The sequence below is a fragment of the Dermacoccus sp. GAS27A genome, from assembly GCF_044909235.1.
Classification (GTDB): Bacteria; Actinomycetota; Actinomycetes; order Actinomycetales; family Dermatophilaceae; genus Dermacoccus; species Dermacoccus nishinomiyaensis.
This window is the reverse complement of the sequence record NZ_JBIYDW010000007.1, coordinates 106,087-124,004: the sequence shown is the minus strand read 5'-3', so window position 1 is coordinate 124,004 and position 17,918 is coordinate 106,087. Positions and strand designations below refer to the sequence as shown.

At 71.1% G+C, this 17,918-nt stretch carries 17 protein-coding genes and 1 pseudogene; 5 read left to right on the top strand and 13 right to left on the bottom strand.

What is annotated here, in order from left to right; genetic code table 11:
- Positions 1 to 65: 65 nt before the first annotated feature.
- The gene (locus ABH936_RS09105) at positions 66 to 416 is read right to left on the bottom strand and encodes an STAS domain-containing protein (protein ID WP_286697076.1); all 351 of its coding nucleotides are present in this window, start codon (positions 414 to 416) and stop codon (positions 66 to 68) included.
- 152 nt (positions 417 to 568) lie between these two features.
- On the opposite strand from ABH936_RS09105, the gene ABH936_RS09100 reads away from it, so the two are divergent.
- Positions 569 to 3,109: a DEAD/DEAH box helicase gene (locus ABH936_RS09100; protein WP_404603066.1), complete on the top strand. Its 2,541-nt coding sequence runs from the start codon at positions 569 to 571 to the stop codon at positions 3,107 to 3,109.
- Positions 3,110 to 3,202: 93 nt separating this feature from the next.
- Here ABH936_RS09100 and ABH936_RS09095 read toward each other — a convergent pair.
- The 8 genes and pseudogenes from ABH936_RS09095 to ABH936_RS09060 form a co-directional block, all read right to left on the bottom strand.
- Positions 3,203 to 3,706 (bottom strand): annotated as a pseudogene (locus ABH936_RS09095) (Rv3654c family TadE-like protein); the annotation flags it as partial.
- Positions 3,703 to 4,023 carry a TadE family type IV pilus minor pilin gene (locus ABH936_RS09090; protein WP_038569562.1) on the bottom strand — a complete coding sequence of 107 codons (321 nt, stop codon included), beginning with the start codon at positions 4,021 to 4,023 and terminating at the stop codon, positions 3,703 to 3,705. The pseudogene ABH936_RS09095 and the gene ABH936_RS09090, both read right to left, overlap by 4 nt.
- Before the next feature lie 209 nt (positions 4,024 to 4,232).
- Entirely contained in the window at positions 4,233 to 4,445 is a 213-nt protein-coding gene (locus ABH936_RS09085; protein WP_006943941.1) for a DUF4244 domain-containing protein, read from the bottom strand.
- Positions 4,446 to 4,523: 78 nt separating this feature from the next.
- Entirely contained in the window at positions 4,524 to 5,144 is a 621-nt protein-coding gene (locus ABH936_RS09080) for a type II secretion system F family protein (protein ID WP_006943927.1), read from the bottom strand.
- On the bottom strand, positions 5,141 to 5,830 hold the full coding sequence (locus tag ABH936_RS09075) for a hypothetical protein (RefSeq protein ID WP_175282457.1): 690 nt from the start codon (positions 5,828 to 5,830) through the stop codon (positions 5,141 to 5,143). The genes ABH936_RS09080 and ABH936_RS09075 overlap by 4 nt, the downstream gene beginning before the upstream one ends.
- Positions 5,831 to 5,835: 5 nt before the next feature.
- A complete protein-coding gene (locus ABH936_RS09070; protein WP_231729428.1) occupies positions 5,836 to 6,954 on the bottom strand; it encodes a TadA family conjugal transfer-associated ATPase in 1,119 nt (372 codons plus the stop codon).
- Positions 6,945 to 7,919 (bottom strand): hypothetical protein, encoded by a 975-nt coding sequence (locus ABH936_RS09065; protein ID WP_006943999.1) that lies wholly within the window; start codon positions 7,917 to 7,919, stop codon positions 6,945 to 6,947. Before ABH936_RS09065 ends, ABH936_RS09070 begins: the two co-directional genes overlap by 10 nt.
- Before the next feature lie 402 nt (positions 7,920 to 8,321).
- Positions 8,322 to 9,182 (bottom strand): hypothetical protein, encoded by an 861-nt coding sequence (locus tag ABH936_RS09060; RefSeq protein ID WP_006944034.1) that lies wholly within the window; start codon positions 9,180 to 9,182, stop codon positions 8,322 to 8,324.
- A 223-nt stretch (positions 9,183 to 9,405) separates the two neighbouring features.
- On the opposite strand from ABH936_RS09060, the gene acs reads away from it, so the two are divergent.
- From acs to ABH936_RS09045, 3 genes are all read left to right on the top strand, one after another.
- Entirely contained in the window at positions 9,406 to 11,355 is a 1,950-nt protein-coding gene (gene acs / locus ABH936_RS09055; protein ID WP_404603065.1) for an acetate--CoA ligase, read from the top strand.
- Between the two features lie 294 nt (positions 11,356 to 11,649).
- Complete coding sequence (gene nhaA, locus ABH936_RS09050) at positions 11,650 to 13,017, top strand: Na+/H+ antiporter NhaA (RefSeq protein WP_131941719.1); 1,368 nt, start codon at positions 11,650 to 11,652, stop codon at positions 13,015 to 13,017.
- Positions 13,018 to 13,169: 152 nt separating this feature from the next.
- Entirely contained in the window at positions 13,170 to 13,574 is a 405-nt protein-coding gene (locus ABH936_RS09045) for a phage holin family protein (RefSeq protein WP_006943992.1), read from the top strand.
- A gap of 127 nt (positions 13,575 to 13,701) precedes the next feature.
- Here the strand turns inward: ABH936_RS09045 and ABH936_RS09040 are convergent, their stop codons facing one another.
- Together ABH936_RS09040 and nth are read right to left on the bottom strand one after the other, a co-directional pair.
- The gene (locus ABH936_RS09040; RefSeq protein WP_243754727.1) at positions 13,702 to 14,382 is read right to left on the bottom strand and encodes a CoA pyrophosphatase; all 681 of its coding nucleotides are present in this window, start codon (positions 14,380 to 14,382) and stop codon (positions 13,702 to 13,704) included.
- A complete protein-coding gene (gene nth, locus ABH936_RS09035; protein WP_136788534.1) occupies positions 14,382 to 15,215 on the bottom strand; it encodes an endonuclease III in 834 nt (277 codons plus the stop codon). Before nth ends, ABH936_RS09040 begins: the two co-directional genes overlap by 1 nt.
- Positions 15,216 to 15,430: 215 nt before the next feature.
- On the opposite strand from nth, the gene ABH936_RS09030 reads away from it, so the two are divergent.
- Positions 15,431 to 16,108 carry a Crp/Fnr family transcriptional regulator gene (locus tag ABH936_RS09030; RefSeq protein WP_006943962.1) on the top strand — a complete coding sequence of 226 codons (678 nt, stop codon included), beginning with the start codon at positions 15,431 to 15,433 and terminating at the stop codon, positions 16,106 to 16,108.
- A 72-nt stretch (positions 16,109 to 16,180) separates the two neighbouring features.
- Here ABH936_RS09030 and ABH936_RS09025 read toward each other — a convergent pair whose 3' ends face one another.
- Together ABH936_RS09025 and ABH936_RS09020 are read right to left on the bottom strand one after the other, a co-directional pair.
- On the bottom strand, positions 16,181 to 16,930 hold the full coding sequence (locus ABH936_RS09025; protein ID WP_404603064.1) for an MBL fold metallo-hydrolase: 750 nt from the start codon (positions 16,928 to 16,930) through the stop codon (positions 16,181 to 16,183).
- Positions 16,931 to 17,015: 85 nt separating this feature from the next.
- Complete coding sequence (locus ABH936_RS09020) at positions 17,016 to 17,912, bottom strand: NUDIX hydrolase (RefSeq protein ID WP_404603063.1); 897 nt, start codon at positions 17,910 to 17,912, stop codon at positions 17,016 to 17,018.
- Positions 17,913 to 17,918 lie beyond the last annotated feature (6 nt).

Here is a 17,918-nt window from a genome sequence, read left to right as displayed (position 1 = left end):
CCTGGTGAACGCCGCCGACCCCATGAGGACCGACCCCATGAGGACCGGCGCGCGCCGGCGGAGCGTCAGGCGCCCGCCTTGACCGCCGCGACGGCGTCAGCGGCGGTGGAATCGATGGTGAAGATCTTCTCGAGGCCGGTGATCTGGAAGTTGCGGAGCACCCGGGGATTGGTGATGACGACCCGCATGACCCCCTCGAGCATCCGCACGGCCTTGAGGCGACCCACGAGCACACCGAGGCCGGTCGAGTCGAGGAAGCTGACCTCGCTCATGTCGACGACCATCGCCTTGTCACCGGCGGCGAGTACCTTCGAGATGGCGTCCCGCAGAACGGGGGCGGTGTACACGTCGACCTCCCCGGCGAAGGCGATGACGGCGATGCCCTCGTCCCGGCGAAGGTTCACTCTGAGTTCCACGCGGCCCGGGCTCCTGCTGCTCGACGGTTCATCCTGGCGCAGGCGAGGCCTGCTCTCTGGGGATTCAGTTTTGTCACAGGAAGCCGAAAAGTCAATGCAAGTTGATTTCACATTCATCTCCTTCGAGGTGAGATCCAGGGTGGAGGGTGCGCATGAGTTCTGCGGTCACGCGCACTGACGGCGCGGGCCCTGAGCAATGGCTCGACGCGCTGCGTGACGCCGGCACCGGTGGTGTCACCCACGTGCGCACGCGCCCTGCTCGTGAGGCCTCGCTCGCCGAGTGGCCCGACGCGGTGGCGCCTGCGGTTCGAGCTGCGTTCGAGGGCAAGGGAATCCACCATCTGTGGTCGCATCAACGAACCGCACTCGACGCCGTGTTCGAGCGCCGCCACGTCGTCGTCGCGACCGGAACCGCCTCGGGCAAGTCGCTCGCCTACCAGGTGCCGATGCTGACGGCTGCCGTCGACGGCGCCGACTTCGCACGCCGCCCCGGCGACCCGCCCGTCAGCGCGCTCGCGGCGATCCGCGGAGCCACGACGCTCTACCTCTCGCCCACGAAGGCGCTCGCCGCCGACCAACGCGCGCGCCTCGACGCCCTCGCCATCCCGGGTGCACGCATCGCGACGCTCGACGGTGACACTCCCCCGGACGAGCGACGCTGGATCCGCGACCACGCCGGCATCATCCTCACCAATCCGGATCTGCTCCACCACTCGATGCTGCCCGCTCACGAACGCTGGTCGATCTTCTGGCGCTCGCTGCGCCTCGTCGTCATCGACGAGTGTCATGTCTATCGCGGCGTGTTCGGCGCCCACACGGCCGGCGTCATCCGACGTCTGCGCCGTGTCGCCGCGCGCTACGGCAGCCACCCGACGTTCGTGCTCGCCTCCGCGACCTCCGGTGAACCCGCCGCACACGCCCGCGCTCTGACGGGCCTCGACGTCGACGCCGTCACCGACGACGGCTCGCCGAGCCCAGCCCTGACGTTCGCGCTGTGGGAGCCCGGCCCGCCCCCGGGCGCGGCAGAGGCCATGGGTGGGGCCGTGGCGGCAGCCACAGATGGGATGAGCGACGAGGATGGCGACGCCGCGCGGGATGGCGGCGCGGCCCAGGCTGCTCCTGGCGCTGCCCAGGATCGTGGCGCCGCCCAGGAAGGCGGCGTGGACGATGGCCCCACTCTCGAAGACCTCGGGCGTCGTAGTGCCGTCGCCGAAACGGCCGACTTGTTCGGCGAACTGGTCGGGCGCGGCGTGCAGACGCTCGCGTTCGCGCGCTCGCGTGTGGGTGTCGAGGTGATGGCCGACATGGCGCGAAACCGCCTGTGGAACCACGGGTTCGACCCCGACCTCGTCGCTGCCTATCGCGGGGGTTACCTGCCCGAGGAACGCCGCACCGTCGAACGCGGGCTGCGCGACGGCACCCTCGCCGGGGTGGCCGCCACGAGCGCGCTCGAGCTCGGCATCGACGTCAGCGGCCTCGACGCCGTCCTGCTCGCCGGGTGGCCGGGGACGGTCGCGTCGCTGCATCAGCAGAGCGGGCGGGCGGGGCGCTCGGGGCGTGACGCGCTCGCCGTCTTCGTCGCCGCCGACGATCCGCTCGACACCTATCTCGTCCATCATCCCGATGTGTTCTTCGACCGCCCGGTCGAGGCGACCGTCGTCGATCCGAGCAACCCGTACGTGCTCGGGCCGCAGCTCGCGAGCGCCGCTGCCGAACTGCCCCTGACGGCCGCCGACGAGGCTCTCTTCGGCGCGGACATGTGGCCGCTCGTCGAGGCGCTCGTCGCCCAGCGCGTCCTGCGTCGGCGTCCGAGCGGCTGGTACTGGGCGCGCGACGACCGGCCCGGCGACCACGTCTCGTTGCGGGGCGACGGCGGCAGTGACGTGCGCATCGTCGAGTCGCGCACCGGGGCCGTGCTCGGCACGGTCGACGGGGAGCGCGCCCACTCGAGCGTCTTCCCGGGCGCGGTGTACGTCCATCAAGGGCGCACGTTCGTCGTGACGTCCCTCGACCTCGACGACGGCAGCGCGCACGTCGTGCGCGGCAACCCGGGGTGGTCGACGGCGGCTCGCTCCGTCAGCTCGTTCGACATCCTCGAGGAGGATCGGTCGCAGACATGGGGTGCCGTCGGCGTCCACTACAGCACCATTCGGGTGCGCACGCAGGTGACGAGCTTTCTGCGACGGCTGCCCTCGGGCGAGGTCATCGGTGAGCACCCGCTCGATCTGCCCGAGCGCACCCTCATGACGAAGGGTGTGTGGTGGACGGTTCCCGAGGAGCACCTGCTCGACGCCGGCGTGACACCAGAGAGCGCGCCCGGGGCTCTGCACGCGGCCGAGCACTGCTCGATCGGGCTGATCTCGCTCGTCGCGCAGGGAGACCGGTGGGACGTCGGTGGCGTCTCGACCGCGCTGCACCCCGACACGGACATGCCCACCGTCGTCGTCTACGACGCCCTGCCCGGCGGCTCGGGTTTTGCCGAGCGCGCCTACGAACGGGCGGCGACGTGGCTGCGCGCCACACAGGACGCCATCGCCTCCTGTGGCTGCGAACACGGCTGCCCGGCCTGCATCCAGTCGCCCAAGTGCGGCAACGGCAACTCCCCGCTCGACAAGGCCGGCGCCCTCACGCTGCTCGAGTGCGTCCTCGCCGACGCGCCTGACGACGACTCGCGTCGCCTCGCGGGTGGCTGAGGCCGGTTGTCGACCCGTCGAGTGCGGCCCTGACACCGGCGACGGGGGTGCCGACGTCTGTCTGGCCGAGTGGTCTTCGGGCGCGCCGGCTCGGGCGGTCGCTGTCACCTCGTGCCCGAGGGCCGAGGCACGACGCGCCGTCACCTGCACCCCCGTCGACAACTCGGTGCAGGTCGTGAGCGTCGCATCGTTGAGGCGAGCACTGTGCCCGGCGGCCGCGCAGGCGTCCCCTGCCGGCAGGCGCGCTGCGCCGAGCACGACGGACGCACCCGCCAGCGCCGCGTGATCCGCCGCGAGCCTCACGCGCTCGGCGTCGACGGCGATGCGCGCATACGTCGCGACACCCGCGAACAGCGCGACGAGCATCCCGACGACGCCCACCATGACGACGCTCGCACCACCACGCTCGCTCGGAGTCCGAGGTGCGCGCGGATCAGGTGTCCGTGACCTTGCCGGTGTCGGTGTTTGTGTTTGCGCGGTCGACCGCGACCACGTCCGTGGACACGCGCGCGGCAGCCGGCGCCACAGATGGGACGGCTGCGACGAACGCGTCGACCCGTGCTGGGGTAGACGCGGCTGTCGGGATCGCCAGATCATGGGCCCTCTTCCTGAGCGGCCACCGCACGGGCCGTGACATCGGGCAGCACCCAGCCGAGGGGCGACGGCGGGCGGGCGACGAGCGAGACCGTCACCCACCCGCCGTCGCGAGCGACGCTCAACGTCGCCGGCACGCCCGTCGCGGCGACGGCGCGACGTACGGCGTCGTCGCCGTCACCCCTGGCGGCTGAACGGGCGGCGACGGAGGCGGCGTTCCACGTCCGATGATGGGTCAACAACAACTGCGTGAGGGCGACGACGAGCGAGACGACGACAACAACGGCGGGCAGCGCAACGGCGAATTCCGCTGTAGCCATGCCTGATTCGTCGACCAACCAACGACGGCGCAACCATGTGGGCAGATTGCATCCCATGGTCGCGGACGCAGGCTTCGTCGACGCCCGACCGGCCGCAGGCCGAGCCGTTCGAGTCGATGGAGCACTCGTCGCCGTGAGCGTCGCCCGCGACGAGGTCGCCCTCGCCACCCCCAGCGCCGTCGCCCGCGTGGTCATCGTCGCCCTCGCCGTCAGCGCGTCGACAGTGCCGAGGAGAAGATGCCCTCGAGCGCGGATCGGACGGTGTCGGACTTGACGATGGCGATGAGCACAGCGGCGAACGCGACGGCGGCGATGGTGCCGACGGCGTACTCCGCGGTCGACATGCCGTGCTCGGCGGCTTCGCTCGCGGCGCGCCAGCGGCGCAGCAGCTCGTCACGGGTACGGCGGGTGGTGGCGATCATGGTTGTCTCCTTGAAGGTGGTGCGGTTGTCGTCCGGAGTGGACGTCCCGGCGCCGGCGGCGACGGAGTGTGTGGGCACTCAGGCGGGCAGTTTCACGAGCCCGAGCACGAGCGGAACGATGGCGATGAGGATGAAGGCGGGCAGAAAGCACAAGCCGAGCGGCAGGACGATGCGCACGCCGGCCTTCGCGCCCGCTTGCGTGACACGTTCGGCCTCGGAGCGACGCAGGTCGTCGGCCGCCTGCCGCAGCAGCGAGCTCGGCGCCGCGCCGCAACGTCCGGCCAGTTCGAAGGCTGTCGCGACGGGACGCCAGACGGGCGGCGCGAGCGCCCAAGCGCTACGTTCGTCCACGCCCCAGCGCAGCGCCGCCGCGACGCGGCTGACCGTACTGACGCCACCGGCCGCGTTCCCCGGCGAGCCTGCGCTGTTCGGCAGCTCGAGCCCGCCGGCATCCCGAAACGCCGTCTCCGTCGACGGCCCTCCCCGCTGCGCCGCTCCCACGGCCTCGAGCGCGACGACGGCGGGCGCCCCGCCTTCCAGTGCGAGGGCGAGCAGATCGATGGAGGAGGCGACCGCCAACGGATGATCCGCCGTGTCGCTCTCGTCGCTCGTGACGAGGACGGGCCGCTCGGCCCGCGTCGAACTCGGCCACAACGCCATCGCAGCGGCGCTCGCCGCCACCAGCACCCACACCGTCATGACGTCGCCGCCTCGGTCGGTGCCTTGAGCGCGGACGCCGTCATGCGACGCGACCACCGCGCCCCGACGAACATGAGCGCAATCCCGGGCCACAGCGTCACCAGCCCGGAGAAGCCGCTGTAGCAACCGAGCATGTCGACGCCCAGCAGCATCCCGAGGCCCACCCCGAGCACCGGCAGGCCCAGCAGCACCGACGTGCTTGCCTTCGCACCCGCCGTCGCACCGTCCACGCACGCACGATGCGAGCGCCGTGCTCGCACACTGCGGGCGGCACCCTCCATCGCGTCGGCGAGTGGGCATCCGTGCCGCGCCGACAGCTGCCAGGCCGCGGCGACCTCCTCGAACGCGGCGCTGCGCCACAAGCGTCCGAGGTCGCGCCAGACCTGCACGACATCACCGTCGCGCACCGCTTCGAGGCGCAGCCGCTGCCACCCGGCACTCGTCGCGCTCCCACCCGCCGAGGTGGCCCCCACACCATCGAGCGCCATGATGAGGGCCGGCGTGACGGCCGACCCGGCGCGCAGCACCGTGACGAGAGCGTCCACGAGCTGCAGGCATTCGGCCTCGGGATCGCTGCTGCTCAGGCGCCGCACCCCTCGCACCGGCCGCCGGTCCTCCCGCGGAAGAGCCTGCACCCGAGCCGGCCAAGCGATGACGGCGACGGCAGCGGCGAGCGCCAAGGTCATGACGTTCATCGCACACCTGCCAGGTCGCACAGAGCGGGCCAGGCACCCGCGCGCACACCGCGCTGCCAGGCTGCCTCGACCCGCAAGCCGTGATGGTCGCCCCCCATCACCCCGACGCTCGCGACGCGGCGCATCCCGTCGACGCGTTCGACGTGGATGACGACGCTGATCGCCGGCCGCAGCTGTGTGCGCACTGCTTCGGGGCTCATGCCGGCCAGCGCGCCGAGCGCTTCGAAACGCGCGGGCACGTCGGCCGCCGCGTTGGCATGAACGGTGCCGCACCCACCCTCGTGGCCCGTGTTGAGCGCCGTCATGAGCTCACGCACCTCGGCGCCACGCACCTCGCCGACGACGATCCGATCGGGCCGCATGCGCAGGGATTGCCGCACGAGCGCGGCCAGCGGCACTTCGCCGACCCCCTCGACGTTCGGGGAGCGCGCCTCGAGTCGCACCACGTGCGGGTGTTCGACGGCGAGCTCCCGTACGTCCTCGACGACGAGAAGGCGTTCGTCGTGGGGCACGTGACGCAGCAGCGCCGCGAGCAGCGTGGTCTTGCCCGTTCCGGTGCCACCGCTGATGACGAAGGACACCTTGGCCCGCACGAGGGCGAGCAGCAGCGCGGCCACCTCGTCGTCCATCGCGCCGCGGGCGACGAGGTCGCCGAGACCGATTCGCAAGCCGCCCGGCACACGCAGGCTCAGGTGTGCGCCGTGGTCGACGAGCGGCGGCAGCACCGCATGCAGTCGCACCCCGCCGGGCAGGACGGCGTCGACGTAGGGGCTCGCGTCGTCGAGGCGCCGGCCCGCTGCGGCAGCGAGGCGCACGGCGAGTCGCCGCACGTCTTCCTCGCCGCCCAGGTCGAGCGCGATCCGTTCGACGCCGCATCCGCGATCGACCCAGACACCCCGGGTGCCGTTGACGAGCACGTCGCTCACCCCGGGGAGTTCGAGCGCTTCACGCAGCGGCCCGGCGCCGAGGACATCGGCGTCGAGGCGCGCCTCGAGTGCGACGCGCTGCTCCTGCCCGAACACCGGCGCGTCGAGCTTCACGAGCGATTCGAGCGAGCGAGCGCTCGGTGCACGCCCGGCGTGGATCTCCTTCCACATGCCTTCGGCTACGCCCATGACGGCTCCCGTTCGAGGCGCGCGACGAACATCGACACGTCGCGCACGAGGCGGGTCATCGTCGTCTCACGCTGCCCCGGCCATCGGCCCGCGAGCAGGTCGGCCGGGCAGTGGGCGCTCATGCGCCACCGCGTCGGGCCGGCCGCGACAAGCGGGGCACCGAGCGATTCGGCGAGCACGGAGCGCGTACGCACCGGCGTCTCCAGCGCGACGAGCGCGACCGGCGCGATGCTCGAGCCGCCCGGCTCGTCCAGCGCGAGCTCCGTGAGCGCTCGCACCGTGTGCTGCGCTGCAGCCGTCGACGCGAGCGTGCCGCGCACGAGCAGCACGATGACGTCGAACTCCCCCGGGCGTGGCAGCGGATGCGCGGCCAGGCAGTGCACGACGTCCCCCGCGACGTGGGCGAGCGCCTCGTGCGTCGCGCGCCTCGACTCCTCGTCGACGACGGCGGGAGAGGCGGTGTGGCTGAGCACCGCCACCCCGTCGCGCTGCGGCAGGGCGGCGAGCAGCCGCTCACCGTCGATGTGGGATCCCGCGCCACGCAGGGCCGGCCAGCGCGCACCGGGCGTCGTCTCGAGGTCGAGCAGCACGTCGAGCCCACCCGTTCCGGGTTGACCGTCGACGAGGGCCACCGGCGGTCTCGACGAGCCGCTGGCCGCCGCGACCTTCGCCAGATACCCCGCGAGCGCAGCCCCGAAGCACGCACCGTCGATGCTCGAATCGGGGCACATCACCGCGATGCGACGTCCACGCACGAGCGGGGCCTCGAGGGCCCCATCCCCGACGCCGACGATGCCACCGCCCGAACCGGCCAGATCATCGACGTCGTCGGCGAACACCTCGCCATCCGGCCAGGCATCACGCGCTCCGTCGCCTCGCGCCGACTCGGCGGACTGCTCTTCACTGCGGCTTCGATGCCGCCCGGGGAGTTCGAATCTCGCCCCCGCGTCGTCCCATGCGTTCATGGCTCCACCGTCACGGCAGGCACCAGCCCGGGCCAAGGTCGCGAGAGCCGAACCTGTGGATCAGCCTGCAGGCGAGGGCAAAAACCGGCCGTAGCCGTCACACCCTGTGGATGACGCACCCGCCCGTCGCGGCCTCAGCGCCTCCGTCGGGGCCCGCCGAATTCCAGCCCCCGCCGCACCCACCGGCCAGGAACAGCGACAGCCCCCGTCGGGGGGACGACGGGGGCTGTCTATGCGTGCATACCCTTGGGGGTGCGGCATGCACGCCAGCGCTCGACCCGAGGGGAGCGCACTGCTTCAATATGTCACGGTGGGCACGCTAATCCAAGCCGGAACCTGTTGATTTACTGAGACTTCACCCACATTACGCCAAGACTCCACCCTGAAGTGGGTGGCAATTGCTTACAATCCGCCGAGCCGCCCGGCGAGGACCGCGTCCGCGATGCGCATGCCTTCACGCGCGCCCCGCTCGTACGAGCCGACGCAGAACGTCAGCCACAGGCGAACCCCGTCCGCGGAGCCGGTCGCATACGCCGCGAGCGCCCCGACGTATCCCGCGCTCGCCTCGCGCAGGTGGCCGACCTCGGGCACGCAGACTCCCGTCGGGTCGAGCCCGGCGGCCTGCACGAGGGCCCGCTCGAAACCTCGCGCCACGATCGCGTTCCCGCGCACGAAGGGGCGCATCGTCGCGATCTCGGCATGAGCGAGGGCGGCGACCACCGCCACCGGTGCCTTGTCATGGCACGCGACGAGTTCGTAGAGCCCTCCGAGCCGCGCGGGAAGTTCCAGTGCCGGCACGGGCGCTCCGACCTCGACGAGTTCGGCGCACACCTCGTCATCGCGACGGGGGCGTCCTACGGCGTCGGGCGGCAGATCGACACCCGCCGAAGACCCCGCTACGGCGACGTGGAGGCGTGCGAGGGCCTGAGCGGGGGACGTCAGCACGAGGTCTCGGGCATGCTCCGTCTCGGCGGTGGCTTGCACCGCGCCGCGCAGCGCCCGCTCGAGCGGGTCGGGCTCCTCGGGCCACGACGTCAGCCCGACGACCAACTCACGCACGACGTCGACGGAGACCTCGGCGCCGTCCAGCGCGGCGCTGGCCCGCGCCCCGCGCACACGCGACTCGGCGGCGGCCTGCGGGATGCGCCGTCGCAACGCGTTGTGCCAGCGCAGTTCGGTGCAGGCTTCACGGGCACGATCGACGCTCTCGCCCACCTCGGGCAGGTCGGCAAGGGCACGCACGGCGTCGACGGTCGCAGTCATGGCGCAAGCGTACTCAGCGCCCCACGTTTGCTACCCGTCAGTATGCGAACCGCCCTCGACGCGCCACCCGGGCGATGCGATAGAAAAGGGTTGACGCCTGTGATCCACACCTCATCGCGCTGACGATCCGGGGCCTCCCCCGATCCGAGCGCGAGCAGGCCCGGCGCCCGCCCGCTCGGCGGCCGACGCCGGAGTGTCCGAGACGAAGCAAGGAGCGCCCGCCATGAGCGAAACCCCCGACCCCACGCCCGGCCCCTTCCCCCCGAGCGAGGCCTTCACGGCCCAGGCCGTGGGTCAGGCGTCGCTGTACGAAGAGGCCGGCGCCGACCACCTCGCGTTCTGGGCGAAGCAGGCCCGCGAGCGCCTCACCTGGAGCAAGGACTTCGACGAGGTCCTCGACTGGTCCGACGCGCCCGTCGCGAAATGGTTCGTCGGAGGTGAGCTCAACGTCGCCTACAACTGCGCCGACCGCCATGTCGAGGCGGGCAACGGCGAGCGCGTTGCCATCCACTTCGTCGGCGAGCCGGGCGACGAGCAGGCCATCACGTACGCCGACCTCACCGAGCGCGTGCAGCGCGCCGCCGGAGCTCTGCGCGCCGCCGGCGTCGAAGCGGGTGACCGCGTCGCGATCTACCTGCCGATGATCCCCGAGGCCGTCATCTCGATGCTCGCGTGCGCGCGCATCGGCGCCGTCCACTCCGTCGTCTTCGGCGGCTTCTCGGCGGACGCGCTGCGCACCCGCATCGCCGACGGTGAGGCGAAGGTCGTCATCACCGCTGACGGCGGCTATCGCCGCGGCAAGCCGAGCGCGCTCAAGCCGGCCGTCGACGAGGCCGTCAGCGGCGAGACGAGCGTGCAGCGCGTACTCGTCGTCAAGCGCACCGGCGAGGACGTCACGATGGGTGACAAGGACATGTGGTGGGACGAGGCGCTCGAGGCCGCCGAACCCGTCGTCGAGGTCGAGAACTTCGATGCGGAGCACCCGCTGTTCATCCTCTACACCTCGGGCACGACGGGGAAGCCGAAGGGCATCTTCCACACCTCGGGCGGCTACCTGACGCAGGCGGCGTACACGAACGCCGTCGTCCACGACGTCCACCCCGACACGGACGTCTACTGGTGCACCGCCGACGTCGGCTGGATCACCGGCCACAGCTACATCACATACGGCCCGCTCGCGAACGGCGCGACGCAGGTCATGTACGAGGGCACGCCCGACACCCCGCATCAGGGTCGCTGGTGGGAGATCATCGCCGACAAGAAGGTGTCGATCTTCTACACGGCGCCGACGGCGATCCGCACCTGCATGAAGTGGGGCGAGGAGATCCCGCAGGAGTACGACCTGTCGAGCATCCGGGTGCTCGGCTCGGTCGGTGAGCCGATCAACCCCGAGGCGTGGATGTGGTTCCGTGACGTCATCGGCGCGGGTGAGGCCCCGATCGTCGACACGTGGTGGCAGACGGAGACGGGCGCGATCATGATGTCGCCGCTGCCCGGCGTCACGGCGCTCGTGCCCGGTTCGGCGCAGGCGCCCGTCCCCGGCATCACCGCTGACGTCGTCGACGAAGAGGGCAAGAGCGTGCCGAACGGCGAGAGCGGCTACCTCGTCATCCGCGACCCGTGGCCGTCGATGCTGCGCGGCATCTGGGGCGACCGTCAGCGCTACGAGGACACGTACTGGTCGCGCTTCCCCGACATGTACTTCGCCGGTGACGGCGCGAAGCGCGACGAGGACGGCAACATCTGGGTGCTCGGCCGCGTCGACGACGTCATGAACGTATCCGGTCACCGCCTGTCGACCTCCGAGATCGAGTCGGCGCTCGTCAGCCACGACACGGTCGCGGAGGCCGCCGTCGTCGGCGCCGCGGACGAGACGACCGGCCAGGCCGTCTGCGCGTTCGTCATCCTGCGCGAAGAATCGCGGGAGAACTACGCCGAAGACGCAGCCCGCGAAGAGCTCGTCCAGGAGCTGCGCACGCACGTCGGTCGTCAGATCGGGCCGATCGCGAAGCCGCGACAGGTGCTCGTCGTCGACGAATTGCCGAAGACGCGTTCGGGCAAGATCATGCGACGCCTGCTCAAGGATGTCGCCGAGGGCCGTGAAGCCGGTGACGCCACGACGTTGGCCGACCCGAGCGTCATGGCTCAGATCCAGGCGGGGTTGAAGAAGTAGCTCTTCGCCTCCGGCACCCCGGCTCACCGGCTCACCGGCTCACCGGCTCACGATGACGGGTAACTCACAGGTAGGCGGGCACTTGCCTGCCGGCGTTGAGTTACCCGCCATCGCGTGGTGGGGCCAGTTGGACGGGGGCAGGGGCGTCCCGCGCACCGGACGTCGGATCGGACGTGGGGCGAACTCCCCTAGAATTCTCAGCAATTGGTGTGCCGGGAAGTCTGGTCGGCCGCCCGAGAAGTGCTCACGAGCCACCGGGTGCCCCTGCTCAGCGCTACCCCCGAGGAGCCGCCCATGCCCGGCAACAAGAACCCCCTCCCTCCGATGAGTGACGAGCCGCCGGAGTTCGAGGACTTCAAGACCTACGCGCACCAAGCCCCCGTCGCGACGGCAGGTCGCATGGCCAAGCGAATGTTCACCCGCGGCACGTGGCCCGAGGCGAGGCGCGTCAAGGAACTGCTCCAGACGGAGACCATCGGTGGCGTCCTGCTGCTCATGGCTGCCGTGGCTGCGCTGACGTGGGCGAACTCGCCGTGGAGCCACAGCTATGAGGTGCTGCGCGACGCGCACATCGGCCCGCACTTCCTCGGGCTCAACATGTCCGTCGCGCACTGGGCGGCCGACGGTCTGCTCGCACTGTTCTTCTTCGTCGTCGGCCTCGAGCTCAAGCACGAGTTCGTCGTCGGCGATCTCAAGAACCCCTCGGCTGCGGCGGTTCCCGTCATCGCGGCCGTGTGCGGCGTCGCCGTCCCCGCTCTCATCTACGCCGCCATCAATGCCGGTGGCGACGGCGCGCAGGGGTGGGCGATCCCGACGGCCACCGACATCGCGTTCGCGCTGGCGGTGCTCGCCGTCATCGGCTCGCACCTGCCGACGGCGTTGCGTTCGTTCCTGCTCACCCTCGCGGTCGTCGACGACCTCATCGCCATCACGATCATCGCGATCTTCTACAGCCACGGCTTCTCGCTGACGTGGCTCGTCGTGGCCATCGTGCCGATCGCGCTCTTCGGCGTCGCCGTTCAGCGGGGCCTCAAGAACCCCGTCGTCCTCGGAGTGCTGGCCATCGCCGCGTGGGTGTGCGTGCTCAACTCGGGCATTCACGCGACGATCGCCGGTGTCGTCCTCGGCCTGCTCGTGCCGGTCAAGGGCAAGCGCGCGATCGCCGACCGCATGGAGCAGCGCCTGCACCCCTACTCCGCCGGTTTCGCGGTGCCCGTCTTCGCGTTCTTCTCGACGGGCGTCACCGTCGTCGGCACGAGCATCACCGACACGCTGACGGACGCCGTGACGATCGGCGTCATCGCCGGGCTCGTGCTCGGCAAGGCGGTCGGCATCTTCGGCAGCACGTTCCTCGTCAGCAAGTTCACACGCGCCGAACTCGACGACAACCTCACGTGGAGCGACGTCTTCGGCCTCAGCCTGCTCGGCGGCATCGGCTTCACCGTCAGCCTGCTCATCGGTGAACTCGCGTTCGGATCAGGCAGTTCCGCCGACGACCACGTCAAGATCGGCGTCCTGCTCGGCAGCCTGCTGTCGGCTGCGCTCGCCAGCATCGTGCTGGCACGACGCAACCGCGTCTACGCCCAGCTCGCCGAGGAGGAAGAGCGGGACGACAACCACGACGGCATCCCCGACGTCTACCAGCGCCCCAGCACGGCCTGACCCGCCCGCAGCCCACCGACACGCCTCATCCTGTGGCCCGGTGGGCGCGAAACCCCACGAATCGGTAGTCTGTGGGGCAAGTACGAATTGTCTGACGCGCCAGGCCACCTCACTCGAGCTCGAGCGAGTGCCTGCTGACAGGAGAAAACCCCATGGCTCTCAACACCACGCGAGGCACCGAGCGCACGCTGGGTCAGCTCGTCTCGGACGCCACCACCGACCTGCAGAACATCGTCAAGGGTGAGATCGACCTCGCGAAGGTCGAGATCAAGGCGGATGCGCAGAAGGCCGGCAAGGGCGGCGGGATGCTCGCTGCGGCGGGCGTCCTTGCACTCTTCATGCTCGGCTTCCTGCTGACGTCCCTCGCCTACGGCCTGTCGAACATCTTCGGCTGGAACCCGTGGGCCGGATTCCTCATCGTCGCCGGCATCCTCGCCGTCGTCGCCGCGGTGCTCGCGCTCATCGGCATCAAGGCCCTCAAGAAGATCAAGGGCAAGCCCGAGAAGACGATCGAGAACGCGCAGGCGACGGTCGCGGCCATCAAGCCCGCCAAGTGATCCACCACGTCTGACCCTCACGTCGGACGCTCGACGAAGGCGGCTCCCCATGCGGGGGGCCGCCTTCGTCATACCCGCATGATCTGGACGCCCCCAGGAACGCCACCGCTCCAGGCGACCGCCGACGTCAGCGCAGGAACCGCTGCGGCACCTGGCGGCGGTCACCGGTGTTCCAGGCGCGGGCGAGCCCCGCAGCGGTGACCACGGCGTCGAGCAGGAACGCTGTGAAACCCCACACGTACAGCCCGTCGACGGTGAACGCCGGCCCGGCGAAACCGCGCGGATGCGTCGCGGTGTGGCGATTGGCCGGATCGACGAGGTCGCTGACGCGCACCCGCGCGACGTGTGCCACCTCGATCGGGTCGAGCGCGGCGACCGGCGACGGCTGCTGCCACCACGCCAGCACCGGCGTGACGGCGAAGTTCGTCACCGTCAGCGCGACTGGTGCCAGCGCTCCGAGCACCTCGACGCCCGCCGGCGACAGACCGATCTCCTCGTGCGCCTCACGCAGCGCTGTGGCGACGGCGTCTGCGTCGTCGTGCTCGACTCCCCCGCCGGGAAACGAGACCTGCCCCGCATGCGTGCGCATCGCATCCGCGCGCTGGGTGAGGACGACATCGACGCCCCCGCCCTGCTCGTCGAGCGACTCGAGCCCCGCCAGCGCGCCGTCCGTCGGCCCGAAGAGGATGAGGACGGCCGACTCACGGGCCCCGGGCTCCGGCGACGGCCAGGCACCGCGCAGCCGGTCCGACGAGCCGAGCTCGTGGACGCGATGCAACCAAGCCGGCGCCTCGGGCGCGTCCGTCATCACGCGAGCCCCGAGTGCCGCGGGACGGTCGGAGTTCCTCGATGCCCGGTCGAGAACGAGGCGTCAGGTTCGGCGCCGTCGACGAGGAGGCCGACGAGGGCCTCACCGCCCTTCGGCACGGCCAGTTCGTACTTGAGCAGCTTGCGGGCTGCATCGGCGTCGATCTCCCCCTCGCCGAACGACGGGCACCACTGCGCCACCGGGCACACCCCGCACGCCGGGCGACGGGCGTGGCAGATGCGTCGGCCGTGGAAGATGACGACGTGGCTGAGCATCGTCCAGTCCTTCTTCGGGAACAGCGCACCTACCTCGGCCTCGACCTTGACGGGGTCGTCGGACGTCGTCCACCCGAACCGGCGCGCGAGCCGCCCGAAGTGCGTGTCGACGGTGATGCCGGGCACGCCGAACGCATTGCCGAGCACGACGTTCGCCGTCTTGCGGCCGACACCGGGCAGGGTCACGAGGTCGTCGAGCCGGCCGGGCACCTCACCGTCGAAGCGCTCGACGATGTCCTGGCTCAGCTTGATGACGGCGCGCGTCTTGGCGCGATAGAACCCCGTCGGACGCAGGATCTCCTCCATCTCAGCCGGATCGGCGCTCGCGAGCGCCGCGGCATCGGGGTAGCGCGCGAACAGCACCGGCGTCACCTTGTTGACGCCGACGTCGGTGGTCTGCGCCGAGATGACGGTGGCGACGAGCAGTTCGAGCGGCGACTCGAAGTCGAGTTCCGCTCGTGCGTACGGGTACTGGGCGATCAGCGTGCGGTAGATGCGACGCGCCTGACGCACGAGCGCCGTGTGCGTCTCGGGGCGCGCGGCAGCACGGCGCGGCATCCTGCGCGCGGGCGACGTCGAGGGCCCTGACGAGGGGGCCGCCGGGCCTGCGTCGCCGGCCGGAGCGGACGGGGAAGAACTCATGCTCACACCCTAGAACGCAGCGCTGACAACCCCCTCCGACGGCCCGTGGGTGGGGGCCGTCACAACACGTCGCCCAGGAGTAAACAGCTGTGCTGTGTGGCCCGTCACGCGAAACGTGGCAGGATGGAGAGGTGGACATCGATGTTGTGCGTCAGGCCCCCCTCTTCGCTGCGCTGAGCGACGAGGATGCGCAGGCTCTTCTTCAGCGCATGTCGCGTGCGCGCATCGAACGTGGTGACGTGCTGTTCGAGGAGGGCGAGCCCGGCGACCGGCTCTACGTCATCACCTCCGGCAAGGTGAAGCTCGGCCGCCGCTCCCCCGACGGCCGGGAGAACCTGCTCGCCGTGCTCGGCCCCGGCGAGATGTTCGGTGAGCTCAGCCTCTTCGACCCGGGCGCCCGCACGACGACGGCGACCGCCGTCGCCGGCACCGACCTCGTCGGGCTCGGGCACGCCGAGCTCACCGAGTTCGTCTCGACGCGTCCCGAGGTCGCCGTCAAGCTGCTCGGTTCGATCGCGCGCCGCCTGCGCCGTACCAACGAGGCGCTCGGCGACCTTGTCTTCACCGACGTTCCCGGCCGCGTCGCCAAGGCGCTGCTCGACCTGGCGAGCCGCTTCGGTCGCCAGGTCGACGGTGGCGTCCTCGTCGCACACGACCTGACGCAGGAGGAGCTGGCGCAGCTCGTCGGTGCCTCGCGCGAGACGGTCAACAAGGCCCTCGCCGACTTCGCCGGACGCGGCTGGCTCAAGCTCGAGGCGCGCGCCGTCACGCTGCTCGACGTCGAGCGTCTGCAGCGTCGCGCTCGCTGAGGCTACCCCCACGCGTCGAAGGCCGCCCCACCGAATCGGTGGGGCGGCCTTCGACGTCCGTCAGCGCTTGATTCAGACTTCGCCGATACGCGTCAGATGCGTCAACTGCGCCGCGGCGACGGCTTCGACGGCGGGGCGTAGGGCCGCGTCGACGCCGCCGTACACACCGTCGATGACGGCGTCGACGCGCGCGGCGTCATCAGCGTCGGACGGTGCCTGGGCGAGCGCGGCCCGCACCCCGTCGAGCCGCTCGTTGCGGTGATGCCGGTACGCGTCGATGACGGCGAGGGCGTCGCCGCCGACGTCGCCGTGCCCGGGCGCCAGCACGGCGCCGGGGGTCGCCTCGAGGGCCGCTTCGAGCACGTCGAGCGTCACGAGGTAGTCGGTGAGGTCGCCGTCGGGGTGGGCGATGAACGAACTGCTGCCGCCGAGCAGCGTGTCGCCGCTGAGCAGCACGACATCGCCGTCGCGTTCGAGCACATACGCGACCGAATCCGCAGTATGACCGGGCGCGAGGACGACCTGGACGTCGTCGAAGATCTGCCCGTCGACGAGCGGGATACCCTGTGCGCCGCCCCAGACGCGCGCGCCGACGCCTGCCTCGGACAGCAGCTCGACGAGCCTCGCCGCGCCGCCTTCGTGATCGTCGTGATGATGCGTGAGCAGGACGTCGACGTTACTCACGCCGCGCACCGCGTCGACGAGTGCACCGACGTGCCCGTGCTCGTCCGGCCCCGGGTCGATGACGAGCGCGCGCTCGCCGCCGTCGGCAACGCCGTCAGCTCGCGTGATGACATAGCTGTTCGTGCCACTCAGCGTCATGGCGCTCGGGTTGTCGCAGCGCACGTGAAGCACGCCAGGGGGCAGTGGATGCGTGGTCGCCTGGTCGGTCACGGAAGGTGCTCCCTCAGAGGTTGATGCGGGCTCGCAGGTTCGGGCCGTCGGGGCCCATGAGCGGTTCGGGACGGGTCGGTTCGAACGTTGCAGCACGCGCCTGCGTCAGGGCCTCGGACGCGCTCGCGGCGCGCGTCAGCCGCTCCAGACCGGTGCGGGTCGGCGGCAGGAGGCGGACGTGCCCGGCCGCCATCTCGTCGAGCATCTCCCGCGGGCGCACCCAGCGGCCACGCTGCGACTCACGCGAGACGGCATCGGCGACGGCGCCCTCCGGCAGCAACGCCGTGAAGAACCACGTGTCGAAGCGTCGTTTCTCGAACGGCGGGGTGACCCAGCGGTCGACGGCCGCGACGAGGTCGGCGCGCAGTCGCCGCCCGGCGAGCACGTCGACGAACGTCACCTCGTGCGCCTCGAGGCGCGTGCGTAGCTCAACGTCAGGCCCAGCAGCCTCGGCCGGGCCATCCGTCTCAGCTGCGAGCCCAGCGTCGGCTCCGTCGCCGACTGCGTTCCCGCGTACGTTCGTGTCGACGAGCAGCACGCCCGCCTCCTCGAACAACTCCCGCAGGGCGCACACGACGACGGCGCCTGCCGCGTCGGCGTCGATCCCGAGGTCGCGCCCCGCGTCCTCGGCGTCGAAACCGTCGAGCAACCCGGCCTTCACGACGTCCTCATCGGCTGCGTCGACCCGCCCACCGGGAAACACCCACGTCGACGGCGCGAAGTCCATCGTCGAGGCGCGCTCGATCATGAAGACCTCAAGCGGTTCACCGCGCACGAGCATGACGGTAGCCGCCTGCGAGGGCGTCGCCTCGTCGCCCGGCTCGCCCCGGCCGACGGCGTCGAGCCAGCGCATGGCCGACTCGCGGAACGGCCCGATCGGGAACTCGCGCACCTGCGACGACGTGGTCACGGGGTC